We start from the raw sequence: 15,586 nt of genomic DNA on the forward strand, positions 1-15,586 counted from the left end.
GATCACATAACCGGAGAAGGGCGGGCAATGGCGCAGGAGACCTCCGAAGGGCGAACGATGGTGAACACGGCAATGCGGGTCGGTGACATTCCGGGAGCCGGGGGATGACAGATGCCGCGTTTCGGCATGGCGCTGCACCGAATAGCGGGGTCTCTGCTGTGTCGTGCGATCCTCGGCCGGACGCGTGAAAGCGGTAAATCAATACTGATTTAATGGCGGATCATGAACTTTGGCAGGCTTTCAGCGAGCGGCCGGATTCTGGTCGTGGCGCTGCTCTCCCTCTGTGGCTGCTCCCTCCCGTCGGCGCCGGTGGCCACCGCACGGGAGCCATCCGTCATCCCGTCCACCACGCCCGCTGCCACCACGTCCGCTGCCACCACGCCCGCCGACGCTCCAGCGCTGGCCACGCTGTACGGCGACGGCCACACCGACGGCCTGGCCGCGGCGCGCATCGACGTGATCGGGCTGGAACGCAGCGCCCCCAACGCCGTCACCGCGCGATTCCGGATCAGCGCCGACCGGGACGAGGTCCGTCTGGAGGGCTTCCACGCGGGCCAGCTTGCCGGGGACACCCCCTACGACTACATCCAGGCCGCCTCCGGCTTCTACCTCCTGGACGACCCGCGCTTCTCCGTCTACTACCCGATGAAGAAGGACAACGCCGAGGTGCGGGCCCGCTGCCTGTGCAGCTACTCCGGGCCGCTCGCCAAGGCCACCCCCGGCAGTCCCGCGCTGATGTGGGCCACCTACCAGGTGCCGCCGGAGACCACCAGCCTGGCCGTCGGCTTCGACAGCGCCGGGTTGACCGCGCCCCTGCCTATCAGCCCCGCCGGCACCGGCCCACGCCTGGACGGCGAGCCGGACGCCGCCGCCATCGCCGCCGCCTTCCCGCTCACCGTCCCGCTCGCCACCCGCTCCACCGCCACCACGACCTCGGTGACCGAGTCGGACCAGCAGGTGGAGCTCGCGCTCAACACCGACGTCCTGTTCGCCTTCGACAAGGCGACCCTCACCGCCCGCGCCAGGAAGACACTGCAGCGCGTCGCGGAGCGCGTGCGAACCGAGGCCCAGGGGGACGTGCGGGTCGTCGGGCACACCGACGACGTCGGCGACGACGCGTACAACATGGACCTGTCCCTACGGCGGGCCAAGGCCGTGCAGAAGGCGCTGACCGGCCTCGTCGGCCCGACCCCCTTGCAGGTGGAGGGCAAGGGCGAGACGGAACCCGCCGTGGCGGCGACCTCCGACGCCGCCCGCGCCCGCAACCGGCGGGTCGAGGTGACCTTCCAGCGGCTGCCCAAGCCGGCCGGCGCGCCCCGCACGCCCGTTCCGACGCCGTCCAGCACGGCGACGGCGACGGCGACCGGGACCGTTCCGACGGCCACCGGCCTGCGCGAGCTGACCGGCCTCAAGGCCGACCTGCAAGAGCTGAGACGCATCAGCGACAGGACCCTCATCGTCACCGTCACCTTCCGCCACGCCGGCGGCGGCGGCAAGGTCTCCTTGGAGAGGGGAGCCTGGGACGCCGACGTCGACCAGCAGGCCGGGATCTACGGCTACAAGCTCGACTTCTTCTGGCTCGCGCTGACCGACGCGGCTCACACGCGCTACTTCCCGCTGACCACGCCCGGCCGCCTCGACGTGCCCCGGCACTGCGTCTGCTCCACCACGGTGCTGAAATCGCTGGGAGCGGGCGAGCAGATCCGGATGTTCGTGCTGATGACCGCCCCACCGGCCGACGTGACCAGCGTGGACGTGAACCTGTTCGGGTTCACCCCGATGCACGGCGTGCCCATCACCGGCTGACCTCTCCCGCCCGGCCGCCCTTCCTGCCGACGGGGTACAGGCCTGACCGGAGAAAGGATCTCAACTGAGGCAGAATTCGTTGCCCTCGATGTCCTGCATCACGATGACCGACTCGTTCTCTTCGTCGGCAGGCAGTAGCCGCTCGCGTACGGCGCCGAGCGCGATCAGCCGGGCGCATTCGGCCTCGAGTGTGGCCAGGCGCTCGGCGCCCACGAGCCCGGTAGCGACCCGCACGTCAAGGTGCACTCGATTCTTGACGACCTTGCCTTCGGGAACTCGCTGGAAGTAGAGCCGGGGACCCGCACCCGAGGGGTCGCTGCATGCGAACCACGAGTCGCGCTGCTCGGGCGGCAACGAGCGGTTGTAGTCGTCCCAACTGGCGAACCCCTCCGGCGGGGACGGTGCGACATATCCCAACACCTCGCACCAGAACCGCGCGACGCGCTCAGGCTCCGCACAATCAAAAGCGACTTGAACCTTTTTAACCGACACCATGGGGCAATCATCCCATAGGTCGCGCTACACGCTGTGCCCCACCAGTCGCCCGGGGCACCGAGCGGACCTCCGAACAGGTCTCCGAGAGCTGAGGTGGTCGGCGCCGTCGCGAAGTGAGCGGTCAGAGGCGGAAGCAGGGCGTGGCGCAGGCGCCGGCGGTCGGCCTCGTCGGTCTGCCAGAGTCCGGCCGGCACGGTGGCGGCGGCGTGCGCCTTGGCGTCGGCGTCCTGTTCGGGGAAGCGCAGCCGGACGGGGACCCGATCGACCAGGACCTCGCCGAGCTCGTCGGTGCCAGCTCGGCCATCGGGTCCTCCACTCGCTCCCTGACCTACGACGCCCTGCGTGCCTGCGCCGCCGACGGCGAACTGCACCCCGGCGAGATCGAGGCCGTCCGAACCATGAACGCCCGGCTCGGCCACCCCGACGCCCTCGCCGACCAATGGCTGGAGCTGCACCAGGAGGAGCAGACGACAACGGCAGGCCTGCCGACCGGCGGGCCTGCCCGTCCCGAACAGTCGGGATCGCGCCCATGCCGCGGAGCCGGCCGACGACCGACCCGCACCTGGCTGCCCATGCCAGGCCACCGCCACCGGCGCTCGCTACGCGCACGCGGGTGATGGAGGTACGAGTCACTGGTACGGGAGATGCGCGAGGAGACCGAATCTTCCGTACAAACCGTACGGGACGGCTGTAACCAGTTGTGATCGGCCAGCGACATACAGGTGGCGCCGGTCGAGGGCGCGTAGCCGCACGACTGCCGAGGAGGCCGTGTGTCCGAGTCCGCCGACGCCGATCCGGACCGTCCCGATCCGGACCGTCCCGATCCGGACCGTCCCGATCCGGACCGTCCCGATCCGGGTGGGATCGCCACCCGGCAGGAGTTCGCGCGCGAGCTCTCGGCGCTGCGCGAGCGGGCCGGTCTGACCGTACGGCAGGTGGCGGCCAAGGCCGGCGCGTACGGCGCGCACAGCACCCTCGGCGACTGGTTCGCCGGCCGCGGGCTGCCGTCCCCGTCCTCGCGTGACCTGCTGGTACGGGTGCTGGAAGTGTGCGGCGTGGCCGATCCGGCGCAGGCCGGCGCGTGGCTGGACGCCTGGCGGCGGGTACGGCGGGCTCCCGGCCGCCGCGTCGCCGGTCCCGAGCCGTACCGGGGACTGGCCCCCTTCCAGCCGGAGGACGCGGGCTGGTTCTTCGGGCGGCGCGCGCTGACCGCCCGGCTGCTTGAGCAGGTGGCCGGGATGAGGGCAGCGGGCGGGGGCGTACGGCTGGTGGTGGGACCCTCCGGGTCGGGCAAGTCCTCCCTGCTGCGGGCCGGCGTGGTCGCGGCCCTCCGCGACGGCGCCCTGCCCGGCTCCGCGCACTGGCTGGTGGTCGTGACGGTCCCCGGTGCGCGGCCGGTGGCCGAGCTGGCCGCCCGGCTGGCGGCTCTGGCCCACGTGCCGGCGGGCGAGATCGGCGCGGACGTCCGCGAGGACCCCGGGGCCGCCGCCAGGTACGTCGGCCGGGCAGGCGACCGGCCGCTGGTGCTGGTGGTGGACCAGTTCGAGGAGGTGTTCACCGAGTGCGGGGACGAGGCGGAGCGGCGCGACTTCATCGCCGCCGTGCGTGCCGCGGCCGCGCCGCCCGGCGGCGCGCTCGTGCTGCTGGGCCTGCGTGCCGACTTCTACGCGGCGGCGTTGCGGCATCCGGAGCTGGTCGCGCTCGCGCAGGACGGCCAGCTCGCCGTCGGCCCGATGGAGGAGGCCGAACTGCGCGAGGCCATCGTGGAGCCGGCCAGGCGCGCCGGCGTCGAGATCGAGGACGGCCTGGTGGAGCTGCTGCTGCGGCAGGTCGCCCCGTCCGGGGGCGTCGCCGCGGACGGCGGGGCGCACGAGGTCGGTGTGCTCCCGCTGCTGTCGCACGCCCTGTACACCACCTGGCGCCAGGGGCAGGGCAGGAGCCTGACCGTGGCCGCCTACCACGCGGTGGGCGGCATCGAGGGCGCGGTGGCGGCCAGCGCGGACGCCGTCCACGACGGGCTCACCGGCCGCCGCCGCGAACTGGCCCGCCGTCTCTTCCTTCACCTGGTGCACGTCGCGCCCGACGCCGCCGACACCCGGCGCAGGGCGACCATGGCCGAGCTGCTCGACGGCTGCGACGGCGAGGAGGCGGCCGAGATGGAGGAGGTCCTCGACCGGTTCGTCGCGCGCCGGCTCATCACCGCGGGCGCGGACACCGTCGAGATCAGCCACGAGGCCCTGCTGCGCGCCTGGCCGCTGCTGCGGTCCTGGGTGGACGCCGACCGTGCCGGGCTGGTCGTCGCGCGCCGGCTCACCGCCGACGCCGCGGCCTGGGTACGCCTCCACCGCGACCCCGACGCGCTGTATCGCGGCGCAGGCCTGGTCGCGGCGCAGGAGTGGGCCGCCGGCTATGACGGGCGGCTCCCGGCGGAGGCGCGGGAGTTCCTGGAGGCGAGCGTTCGCCAGTCCCGGCGGCGGACCCGCCGGTTGCACCAGGCCGTCGCCACGCTCGCGGCCCTTCTGGTGCTGGCCCTGGTCGCGTCCGGCATGGCGGTACGCGCGCAGCGGGCCGCCGCCGACGCCGAGCGCACCGCCACGTACCAGCGCGACCAGGCGCTCTCGCGGAAGACGGCGACGGACACCGGCGCGTTGCGCGTGACCGACCCGGGCCTGGCCGCGCAGCTCGCCCTGGCCGCCTACCGGCTGTCGCCCACCGCCGAAGCCAGGGCCGCCCTGCTCAGCGCGGTGGCCGGAATGCCGGCCACCCTGCTGACCGGCCACGAGAACGCCGTCTACGGAGCCGCCTTCCAGCCCGGCGGGAGCCTGCTGGCCACGGCGAGCACCGACCGGACCACGCGACTGTGGGACGTGCGCCGTCCACGCCGTCCGCAGGCTCTGGCGGTCCTCCGCGGCCACCTCGGTGCGGTGGCGGCGGTGGCGTTCGCGCCGGGCGGCGGCGTCCTGGCCACCGCCGGTGACGATCGCACGGCGCGGCTGTGGGACGTGTCAGACCCGCACGCACCGCGCCCTCTGGCCGTGCTGACCGGCCACACCCAGGGCATCCGGCACGTGTCGTTCAGCCCGAGCGGCCGCACCCTGGCGACGGCGGGCTATGACGGCGTCCCGAGGTTGTGGGACGTGTCCGACCCCGCACGTCCGCAGCTGGCCGCCGCGCTGCCCGTCGAGCCCGGCACGATGACCATGGCGGTCTTCGCCCCCGCCGGTGACGTCCTGGTCACCGCCGGGCCCGGCGGCACCGCGCGGCTGTGGGACGTCGCCGACCCGCGCCGCCCCCGGCGCCTGGCCGACCTCGAAGGCCACACCGCCGCGATCCTGGCCGCGCGGTTCAGCCCGGACGGCCGCACGCTCGCCACCGCCGGCTTCGACAGGACGGTACGGCTGTGGGACGTCGCCCGCCCGCGGAAGCCGAAGCCGATCGGCACCCTCACCGGGCACACCAACGGCGTCGCGGCGCTGGCGTTCAGCCCGGACGGCCGGCGGCTCGCCAGCGGCGGCTACGACATGACCGTACGGCTGTGGGACCTCCAGCGGCCCGCGAGCATCCCCCTGGCCCTGACCGGGCACGCCGACACGGTCCTCGCCGCGGAGTTCCAGCCCGGCGGTGAAACGCTCGCCACCACCTCCAGAGACGGAAGCATCCGGCTCTGGGACCTGCGGGCGCCGCTGATCGGCGGGCAGGACGGCACCGTCTACACGGTCGCCGTCAGCCCCGACGGCCGCACCCTGGTCACGGGGGCCGACCGGACAGCGCGACTGTGGAGACTGTCCCCCGGACGCCCGCCCAGGCCGAGGGCCGTCCTGACCGGCCACACCGACGGCATCGTCCGGGCGGTGTGGCGGCCGGACGGCAAGGTGCTCGCCACCGCCGGCCTCGACTTCACCGTCCGGCTCTGGCAGGCCGGCGACGACGGGCGCGCCGGCCCGCTCGCCACCATCAGGGCCCACACCGACAACGTGTACTCGGCCGCCTTCGATCCGTCCGGGCGGACCCTGGCCACCGTGGGCGCCGACCGTACCGTGCGCATGTGGGACGTGGCCGATCCACGCCACCCTCGGCCGCTGGCGACGGTCACCGGGCACGGCGACACGGTCCTGTCGGTGGCCTTCTCGCCCGACGGCCGCACTCTGGCCACCGGCGCCGCCGACCGCACCGTACGACTGTGGGACGTCACCGACACCCGGCACCCGGCCGTCACCGCCACCCTGACCGGCCACCGCAACGCCGTCAACGACGTGGCGTTCAGCCCGGACGGCCGCCGCCTGGCCTCGGCGGGCGCCGACGGCGTGGTCCTGCTCCACGACGTCGCCGCCCGGCCCGACCGGCGGCCGCCCGTGCCGTTGACCGGCCACACCAGCGCGGTCGCCGCCGTGACCTTCCAGCCGGGGGGCCGGCTGCTGGCCTCCGCCGGCTTCGACGGCACCGTCCACCTGTGGGACCTCACGCGCGCCGGCCGGCCGGACGCCACGGTCACGCTGAACGGCCACACCGACCGGGTGTACGCCGCCGCATTCAGCCCGGACGGCCGCACGCTGGTCACCGGCGGCGTCGACGCGACCGTCCGGCTCTGGGAGACCGACACCGGCCGCGCCGCCCTGCTGGCCTGCGCGCTCGCCTACCCGGTGATCAGCCCGGCGGAATGGGCCCGCCGCATGCCGGGCCTGGCCTATCGTCCCCCCTGCCCGTGACCGGGACGGGCGGGGTCATGTCCCGGCAGCTTCGCGGCCCGACGCAGGGCAGACTCAGGGCTCGACGAGACCGACCGTGAACGCGTAGTCGTCCAGGGTGAACTGGCTGATGCCGGACATGCGCAGGGCCTGCACCCGGACCGTGTAGGTTCCGGGGCCCAGGGAGGGGGAGAACCGCTCGAAGGCGTGCGCCTCCTCGGCACTGTCGGGGCTGTCGAACTTGAAGTCGGTGCTCGCGACCGGCTGCAGCTCGATGGTCGTCCCGGCGGAGTTGACCGCGACGATGCGCGCGGAGCACCATGCGCCGGCGGTGCCGGCGCAGACGGACTCGGCGGTGAAGCGGGCGTCGAGGAACCGTGTCGTCCCCGTGGGCACGGTGATGTTGACGGCGGCCGTCGGGATGTTCCCCCAGGCGCCGATGGTCTGGGCGGTCCAGGGGGCGCTCTCGCCGGTGAAGTACTGCACGCTGGTCTGCGTGCCTGTCTGGGAGCTGGCCACGGCCTGGGCCGCCGTGACCGTCAGCGCGAGAACTCCGGACAGCGCCGCCGCGGCGGACGCGACCTTGACGAGTCTGGACAACGGGATCCCCTCTCTGCTCACGCGAAGCCACGTGCGCTCCGCGACGGGTGGTTGCCGGAACCACGCTGACGAGAACACGCCGGCCGGTGAAGCCCTGGCCGAATCATCCGTACAAGCCCGTACAGGCGCCGGGTCGGCCGGGCCGCGCTCGCAGGCGCGTCCCTCCCCGCGCCGAGGGTTCGGGCCGCCGCCTGTATAAGAAGGAAACCGCCGCAAACCTCGCTCAATGGGGTGAACCGCTCGTCGACGGCCTGGCGCGGTTGGTGCTGAGGGCGGGCTCACCGCTTCGTCGAGGGCGTCACCGGTCAGAAGCTGGTCGATCCCGGAGCTCCACCACAGGCAACCGCTACAGCGGGCAGCGGAGCAGCCGCGGCCGACACCGCGGACGCTCTCCCCGTTTCGGGTGGTGGTGTCCCTTCCCAGGGAAGTTGGCGGGAGGGACGCGCACTGGCTTGCGGCACGTCACCTTGGCCCGGAAGGTTCCTGACGCAGTCGTTCAGGTCTTCCTGCCGGTGAGAAGGAGTCTCCGCTGACCACGACACGGAGGCATCACGACCCTGGGGCGCCGGCCCCGCTCAGCCTCGCGTGCCTATTCGTCCACGTCCGGATAGTGTGACTTGCGCGCCAGCCACCACCAGCCGTCACTCAGCCGGCTGCACCTGTAGTAATCGTCGAATGTGGTCTTGGTGAGATCACAGGGACTTATCCGCGCGGCGTCAGGCCGGTCATACATGTAGAGGAACATGTTCTCCGACACTTCCTCGTTCGACAGGCCGATCATGAGAACACGTCCGGGGTAAAGCTCGATCGGCACATCCCGCGTATTGGGATGATCGAAATGCAGGACATCGAACTCGTCAGGCAGATGCACCCAGCCACCCGAAGGCGTGTCCGCCGACAGCTCCCTGTCCTTGGCCAACTGGGCCAGCGCGGTGAACTTGCCGTGATGGACCGCGAACCACGTACGCCCGAAGATCCCGTTCCAGGGCAGCAGCACAACGGCGGCACACAGGACGACCGCCGCACCGGCCGCGACGTAACCGCGGATGTCACCATGTCGGCGTACGAGTCTCCGCGCCCACCACGACGTGGAAAGCACGGCCACGACGAACACGATCCCGAGGATCGACTGCTCGATGATCCGATCGTAGTACTCCAGCCACAGCAGATACCGTCCAGTCACCACCACGAGCCAGCTCGCCACCATGGTCGCGGTCAACGCATACGATCGCTTCTCGATCACGCCTCCAGACCCGGTTGGTGAGCACTGCTCCACGTAAGGACGGCCTCCCGCCAACCTGTGAATCCGATCTGCGCCCGGCAACCCGCCTCACCTAACGGGATACCGCACAATGCGCGGCCCTCTGCGGCGACGACAGACCAGACCTCGAACGCGCCGTCGGTGAGGTGCAACGGACATCAAGCCCCAGCAGTCACTCAACCTTCGGTGGGACACCGTAGTCGTCATCAACCTTCGCTGACAATGCTCAGCCTTCGCTGCGACGGGACAGGAAAACACGAAATCCCGTCCGATTCAGATGATCGGACGGGATCCCGTCAACCTCAGTCCAGCCGTTTCAAGAACGGCCCTGACCGGAGGGAGGGGCCCTTCCCGGGGGCACGCAACCGACGCGGCAGCTCATGCCGGCGTCCCCGAAGCGTCGCAGCGGGCTGTCGGGATCGGCGGGGCCGAAAGGGACCCAGCTGATCTGGCTTCCCTGGGGACTGGAGGTGCGAGGGGGCCGCGAGCCCGGGGTCACGCCGCTCGGCGTCCCCGCCGACCCAGGGGTACCCGCGGCGGAAGCGGATATCTCGTCGGGCGTCACAGGGGCGTTCTCCGGCGAGGAGCAGGCCGCCAGAGTGAGGAGGATGACGAGGGCCGGGACCAGGCAAGACGGCTGGAAGGGCACCTGGGCCTCCGATGAACTGTCGGACGCGCGGCGCGGCAACGGGTGATCCGGCGCGGGCGCGTGAGGTTTCGCGTCTCGCCTGTACATCGTGGACGGGACGCGAAACCCTACACGCCGAACTCTGATCCTCAAGGCACGGCGGCGCATCCCTCATCGCTCTGATGCGGCGCGAGCCGCGGGCATGCGCAGGTGGGCGCGGAACGGCTGTTCCGCGCCCACCGTCGATCCATCTGTCTCAGCAGCCGACCGGCGCATCCACCGTGACGGAGGCAGGGCCGTAGAAGCTGGACCCGCCGGGACCCGCGGGCCCCTGGGACAGCTTGACCTCGGCGCGGATCGTCGATCCGCAAGGGGCGGTCGCGGTGGCGCCCTCAACGGTCACGGTGTTGTTCCAGATGCTCACCGACTGCCGCCGGGAGCCGAGGAACAGGCCACCGACGACTTGTCCGGACACCTCCACCTCGGCGCGCTGTGGGGTGACGACTCCGCCGGGGCCAGGCTCAGCGATGCCGGGCGCGCCGACGGTGCCGTAGAACCGCGCCTGAGTGCCGGTGAGATCCACGCAAGCCTTGGTGGAGAGACCCGAGATCAGGACGCTGTCACTGCAGGTGGTCGTAGTCGTGGCGGCGGATGCCGGGCTGCTCGACGCGAGCGCCCCCGCGGCCGCCGCCCCTGCGGCGAGTACTGCGGCTCCACGCTTGACGATCTGCTTCAACGGTTTCCCCTTTGATGATCGGGCATGCGGCCTCGCGCCACACACGATCAGTAGCATGTCACACATGACATGATGAAATATCGAGCTCCAGAAGAACTGCCCGAGAACCCACGGAAAAGGTTTGAGCGTTTAAAACGGACGCCCCGAAACCGCAAATTCGGAAAAACGGGATGGGGGTCGAACGCGAAGGCGCAACCCCGGCCGTCGAACTTCGCCCGGAAAGCGTCCGGGCTGCTTCGCGCTGTGCCTCACCTCCTGCATCTCACCCGAATGCTCTCACCTCGCATTCAATTCATTTCCCATTCATCTGCAAGAGCACTTCGCGACTCTCGGTTCCGCAGGAAGCGGCGACAGTGGAAGCGGGTCACGTGGGCATCCATTCAGAAGACCCGGCCATTCTGCGCGACATCGTGACCGCCGAACTCGGGCGCGCGGGCGCACGGGACTGGTCGATCTTCGAGGACAACCTCTGGTGCAAGGTCACCCCCGACGCCTACCCGATGCCCGACCAGGGATGGAAGCTGCACGTCTCCGCGACGATGCTCTCCGCCCCGCTGGCGCTCGCCCGCGCCTCGCGAGTACTCACCGAGGCTCGTTGCGCCTTCAAGTTCCCCGCCCGGCTGAGCGACTACTGGAAACTCCTTGAACCGCACTGCAGCCGGGCGCAGGCCGGGAAGTTCATCACCGTCTATCCCGTCGACGACGCAGAGTCGGTACGCCTGGCCGCCCTGCTCGATGACGCCACCCGGGGACTTCCCGGCCCGGTGATCCTTTCCGACCGTCCGTACCGGGCAGGCGGGATCGTCCACTACCGCTACGGCGCCTTCAGCGGGCACCGTGTGCTCGGCAACGACGGGTTCTACGAGATTCGGCTGCGTTCACCGCAGGGCCGGCTCGTTCCCGACGAACGGCGGCCGAGCTTCTCCCCGCCACCGTTCGCGACCTGCCCGTTCGAGGTTCCGGAGGCGAGCCGGCGCCCGCGGGCCGCCGCGGTGATGCTCAATGACCGGTTCATCGTCCGCAAAGCCGTACGGCATGCCAACCGCGGCGGCGTCTACCTCGCCGAGGACACCACCACCGGCCACGACGTCGTCGTCAAGGAGGGGCGTCCGCACGCGTGCGCCGATCTGAGCGGCCGCGACGCGCGAGATCGGATCGCGGCCGAGCGTTCCTGCCTGGAAGCCCTCGCCACGACCGGGGTCACACCGGCCGTGGTGGACTTCTTCGAGCAGGGCGGCCACACCTTCCTCGTCGAGGAGTTCGTGCCGGGGATCACGCTGCAGCGCTGGTCGGACGAGAATGCCGGGCCACTGGGCGAGGACGGCTTCGGCAGCGCCCCGGCGCAGGTCCTGCCCATCATCAGCCGCCTGATCGCGTCGCTGAAGGCGCTGCACGGCCGAGGCTACGTGTTCGGCGACCTGTCGCCGAACAACGTGATGCTCTCGCCCGTCGGTGAACTACGGCTCATCGACCTGGAACACGCGGCCGTGCCGGGCACCACCGTCATGGTGGGCGGGACTCCGGGCTACCTCGCCCCGGAGCTGGCGGGCCACGCGGGGGAGTTCCGGGCCGCCCCGCACGCAGGCGCCGACCTCTACAGTCTCGGCGCGATGGCGTACTTCCTGGCGGTCGGCGCCCACCTGGACCCGCCGGGCCCCGGCCAGGCGGCCAGGGTGGCAGCGGTTGCCGCGACAAACCCCACGCTCGCCCTGCTGCGACCGCTTGTGGAGAGCCTGCTGGCGACAGAACCGGAGCGGCGCTGGTCGCTGGACAGCTGCCTCCGCTTCCTCACCGCGCTCGCCCCGGAGCGGGCCGCCCCCAACCACCGGTCCCGGCCGCCGCAGCGGATCGGCCGCCTGATCGACGACGGCATCGCGCACCTGGTGGAGACGACGGACACGAGCGAGGATGCCCCCTCGCCGTGGCCCGACGCCGCCGACGGCCTCGAAGCCGATCCCTGTTCGATCAACGGCGGCGCGGCGGGAATCCTCGGCGTCCTGACGCGGGCCGAACCGCACGCGAGGGCGGCTGCCGAACTCGCCCGCTGGCTGAGGCGGCGGCTGGCGGCCGAGGACGTCTGGCCGCCCGGCCTGCACTTCGGGCGCTCCGGCGCCGTGTGGGCGCTGTACGACGCGGCGACGGCCATGGGCGACGCCGAGCTGGCACGGTTCGCGGTACGGACAGCGCGGCGACTGCCGACCGACCACCCCAGCTCCGACGTGACGCACGGACTGGCCGGATGCGGCATGGCGCTCCTGCACATCGCCCTGGCCTCGGGAGATCTCGCGCTCCGGGACCGGGCCGCCGAGGTCTTCCAGAACCTGCATCAGGCGCGGTCGTACGACAACGGCCACCCGCAGTGGCCGACGCCGCAGACGTTCGACTCGGGCCTGGCCGGGGCCAACCACTTCGGTTTCGCGCACGGCATCGCCGGCATCGGGACCGCGCTGCTCCACGCGGGCCAGGCTCTCCACCGGCCGGACTGGACGGCGACCGTCCACGAGATCGCCCGCGCCCTCTACGAACACGCCGAGGTGGACGGCGACACCGCCTGGTGGCCGACGCAGCGCGGCGACCTGTCCACGGTGCGCCCGCGCCGGCCGTACTGGTGCAGCGGCTCCTCCGGGATCGGCTCCTTCCTCGTGAGGCATTGGCGTGCCACCGGCGACCCGCCCGCGCTGGACCTGGCGCGCAAGGCCGCAGCGGCCGTGCACCGTACTCGATGGCAGTCAGGGCCGGTGCCGTGCCACGGACTGCCCGGCGACGGCGAATTCCTGCTCGACATGGCCGATTTCACCGGTGACGACCACTACCGGCAGTGGGCGCGAGATCTGGCCGGCTGCCTGGAGCTCCGCGCGGCCGACCGTCGCGGCCGCCTGCTCGTCCCCGGACCCCAGGGAGACTTCCCGCCGACCTTTCTCGCCGGTACGGCGGGGATCGTCGCCTTCCTCCTGCGACTGCGCGACCGGTCCGCCCGGTTGTGGATGCCGCAAGAGGCCCCCAGACTCGCCGCTCCCGCAGCGGGACGGCGATGACAGACGGCCGCACCACAGGCGGCCCCGGCATTCACAAGGAGGTGACGACCATGTCCTTCGACGTCGAGGACCTGCAGGCGCTCCAGGAGCTAGAGCCCGGCGCCAACGAGGCGCTCCGGCTGACCAACTGCATCAAGCACTTCGGCTGCACCGACAACTGACAGCCGAACCCGCCCGTCCGGACACGGGCGGGCGGGGCCCTGTTCGATCAGTAGACGTTCGATCACCAGACAAGGACAGGCCCGGTCCGTGCACGATCGTCCCCTCCTCGCTCCGGAGCGGCCTCCCGCCCCCGGGACCTGGCGCAGGGTCGTGCGGCTGTTCATGCCGTACCGGCTCGCCATCTGCTTCGTCGTCCTGCTCGTCGCGGCCTACTCCGCACTGAACGCCGCCGTCCCGTTGCTGACCCAGCTGGTCTTCGACCGGGCGCTGTTCGGCGCGGGCGGTCCCGACCTGCCGCTGCTCGCGCTGATCGCCGGCCTGGCGGCGGCCACCGCCTGCGCTGTGGGTGTGGTGGACCTCGGCCAGTCGTGGGTGTCGGCCCGCGTCGCGCAGCAAGTGGTGCACGCGCTGCGCGTGGAGCTGTTCGGCCGTCTCCAGCGCATGCCGCTGGCCTTCTTCGCCGCGACACCAGGCGGCGAGATCCAGTCGCGGCTGGCCAACGACACCGTGCAGATCGAGAACGCCGTCAAGGACACCCTGCCCAGCACGCTGTCCGGCGTCGTCGGATTCGTGGCCGCCGCCGGCGCGATGGTGGCACTCTCACCCCGGCTCGCGGGCGCCGCTCTGATTCTCGCGCCCATCGTCGTCTGGGTGGCCTCCCGCTCCGGGCGAGCGCTCAAGAACCTGTCGGAGGTCAGCCAGCACACTCGCGCGCAACTGTCGGCCATCGTGGCGGAGCGGCTGAGCCTTGGCGCCGTCACCCTGGCCAGGGTCCACGGCAGAAGCGCGGACGAGGCCGGCGGATTCGCCGCGGAGAGCCGGCGGCTGATCCGGCTCGGGGTGCGCTCCGGACTGGTGGCCCAGGGGGTGCTGAGCGCGGGACACGTCTTCTTCGTGCTGACTCCCTATCTGGTGTTCGTGGCGGCGGGCCTGTCCGACGGGATCACCGCAGGCACACTGGTCGCCTTCACCGTGCTGCAGGCCAGGCTCTACCAGCCCCTTTGGCAACTCCTGCACATCTCCACCGAGTTCCGCTCCGCCCAGGGAGCCTTCGAGCGGGTCTTCGACTACCTCGACATGGAGCCCGAGCCCGAGCTGGAGCCCGGGCCTGATCAACGCCCGGACCCCGCTCCCGGGCCCGGCGCGCTCGCCGTCCATGAGGCCACGTTCCGGTACGCCGCAGGGGAGGGGGGCCGTCCGGCACTGGACGGCGTGAGTCTCACCCTCCCGGCCGGATCCACCACGCTGGTCGTCGGCCCGAGCGGCTCGGGCAAGACGACACTCGGCCACCTGCTGGCCGGCCTGCACACGCCCGCCGAGGGGTCGGTCCGAATCGACGGGGCGAAGATCACCCGTCCGTCGCCCGGACGGGTCTGCATCGCCACGCAGGAGCCCTTCCTCTTCCAGGGGTCGATCGCCGACAACCTCCGGTACGCCGCCCCCGACGCCACCGCGGACGATCTCATGCGCGTCTGCAGGCTCACTCGCGTCCACGAGCGGATCATGGCACTCCCGGACGGTTACGACTCGCTGGTGGGAGAACGGGGGGCGCTGCTGTCCGGCGGCGAACGACAGCGCGTCGCCCTGGCCCGCGCGCTTCTGGCCAGCGCGTCAGTGCTGGTACTCGACGAGGCCACCTCCGCGCTCGACCCGATGACCGAGCTGGAGGTCGTCGAGGCGATCCTGGCCGAGCGGGCGGGACGGACGACGGTGATGATCACCCACAGGTTCGGCGTCCTCGACTCCTTCGACACCGTCGTGGCCCTGGACGAGGGCCGGGTGGCGGAACACGGAGACCGCCTCGACCTGCTCGGCGACCGGTACGGGTGGTACGCGCGGATGGTCCGCGCTCAGACCGGCGTCGCATAGACCCCGCCGTTCGCCCTGTGCCGCGTCCAACCCCTCACACAGGGCTTGAGCTGCATGTTCTCCGAAGCGGCCACGCGGCTTGCTCGATCGGCGCATCGAGCCTCTCCACCCGGTCGTCCACTTCGGCAGATGCCGCTCCTGTCCGGGGATCCCGCAGCGGTCCCGTCGCGCGGCCACCTGCGGACCGGTGGCGGCATCACAGGCATGGTCATCCCATGACGTGGGCACGAACTGCTGCAACCATGCCTGGTGATCCACGCAGGTTCGTCGCGCCCTTTGACCCGCTGATCGGAGCGGGCCATGGGCGCG

At 71.7% G+C, this 15,586-nt stretch carries 9 protein-coding genes; 5 read left to right on the top strand and 4 right to left on the bottom strand.

The window, feature by feature from the left end:
• Positions 1-309 precede the first annotated feature (309 nt).
• Positions 310-1,806 carry an OmpA family protein gene (locus ACIBQ8_RS04930; RefSeq protein ID WP_397191146.1) on the top strand — a complete coding sequence of 499 codons (1,497 nt, stop codon included), beginning with the start codon at positions 310-312 and terminating at the stop codon, positions 1,804-1,806.
• Between the two features lie 60 nt (positions 1,807-1,866).
• Here ACIBQ8_RS04930 and ACIBQ8_RS04935 read toward each other — a convergent pair whose 3' ends face one another.
• Positions 1,867-2,301 (bottom strand): VOC family protein, encoded by a 435-nt coding sequence (locus tag ACIBQ8_RS04935; protein WP_397191147.1) that lies wholly within the window; start codon positions 2,299-2,301, stop codon positions 1,867-1,869.
• Between the two features lie 140 nt (positions 2,302-2,441).
• Between ACIBQ8_RS04935 and ACIBQ8_RS04940 the strand changes: the two genes are divergently transcribed.
• Together ACIBQ8_RS04940 and ACIBQ8_RS04945 are read left to right on the top strand one after the other, a co-directional pair.
• Positions 2,442-2,918, top strand: coding sequence for a hypothetical protein (locus ACIBQ8_RS04940; RefSeq protein WP_397191148.1), 477 nt, complete (start codon positions 2,442-2,444; stop codon positions 2,916-2,918).
• Between the two features lie 153 nt (positions 2,919-3,071).
• Complete coding sequence (locus tag ACIBQ8_RS04945; RefSeq protein ID WP_397191149.1) at positions 3,072-7,007, top strand: helix-turn-helix domain-containing protein; 3,936 nt, start codon at positions 3,072-3,074, stop codon at positions 7,005-7,007.
• Between the two features lie 54 nt (positions 7,008-7,061).
• Here the strand turns inward: ACIBQ8_RS04945 and ACIBQ8_RS04950 are convergent, their stop codons facing one another.
• The 3 genes from ACIBQ8_RS04950 to ACIBQ8_RS04960 all read right to left on the bottom strand — a co-directional run bounded on the left by ACIBQ8_RS04950 (position 7,062) and on the right by ACIBQ8_RS04960 (position 10,211).
• On the bottom strand, positions 7,062-7,586 hold the full coding sequence (locus ACIBQ8_RS04950) for a hypothetical protein (protein WP_397191150.1): 525 nt from the start codon (positions 7,584-7,586) through the stop codon (positions 7,062-7,064).
• A gap of 589 nt (positions 7,587-8,175) precedes the next feature.
• Positions 8,176-8,829: a hypothetical protein gene (locus tag ACIBQ8_RS04955; protein WP_397191151.1), complete on the bottom strand. Its 654-nt coding sequence runs from the start codon at positions 8,827-8,829 to the stop codon at positions 8,176-8,178.
• A 902-nt stretch (positions 8,830-9,731) separates the two neighbouring features.
• On the bottom strand, positions 9,732-10,211 hold the full coding sequence (locus ACIBQ8_RS04960) for a hypothetical protein (RefSeq protein ID WP_397191152.1): 480 nt from the start codon (positions 10,209-10,211) through the stop codon (positions 9,732-9,734).
• Positions 10,212-10,621: 410 nt separating this feature from the next.
• On the opposite strand from ACIBQ8_RS04960, the gene lanL reads away from it, so the two are divergent.
• The gene (gene lanL / locus ACIBQ8_RS04965; protein ID WP_397191153.1) at positions 10,622-13,246 is read left to right on the top strand and encodes a class IV lanthionine synthetase LanL; all 2,625 of its coding nucleotides are present in this window, start codon (positions 10,622-10,624) and stop codon (positions 13,244-13,246) included.
• Positions 13,247-13,495: 249 nt separating this feature from the next.
• Positions 13,496-15,277 carry an ABC transporter ATP-binding protein gene (locus ACIBQ8_RS04970; RefSeq protein ID WP_397191154.1) on the top strand — a complete coding sequence of 594 codons (1,782 nt, stop codon included), beginning with the start codon at positions 13,496-13,498 and terminating at the stop codon, positions 15,275-15,277.
• Positions 15,278-15,586: the final 309 nt, after the last annotated feature.

Source organism: Nonomuraea sp. NPDC049646, assembly GCF_044465525.1.
Classification (GTDB): domain Bacteria; phylum Actinomycetota; class Actinomycetes; order Streptosporangiales; family Streptosporangiaceae; genus Nonomuraea.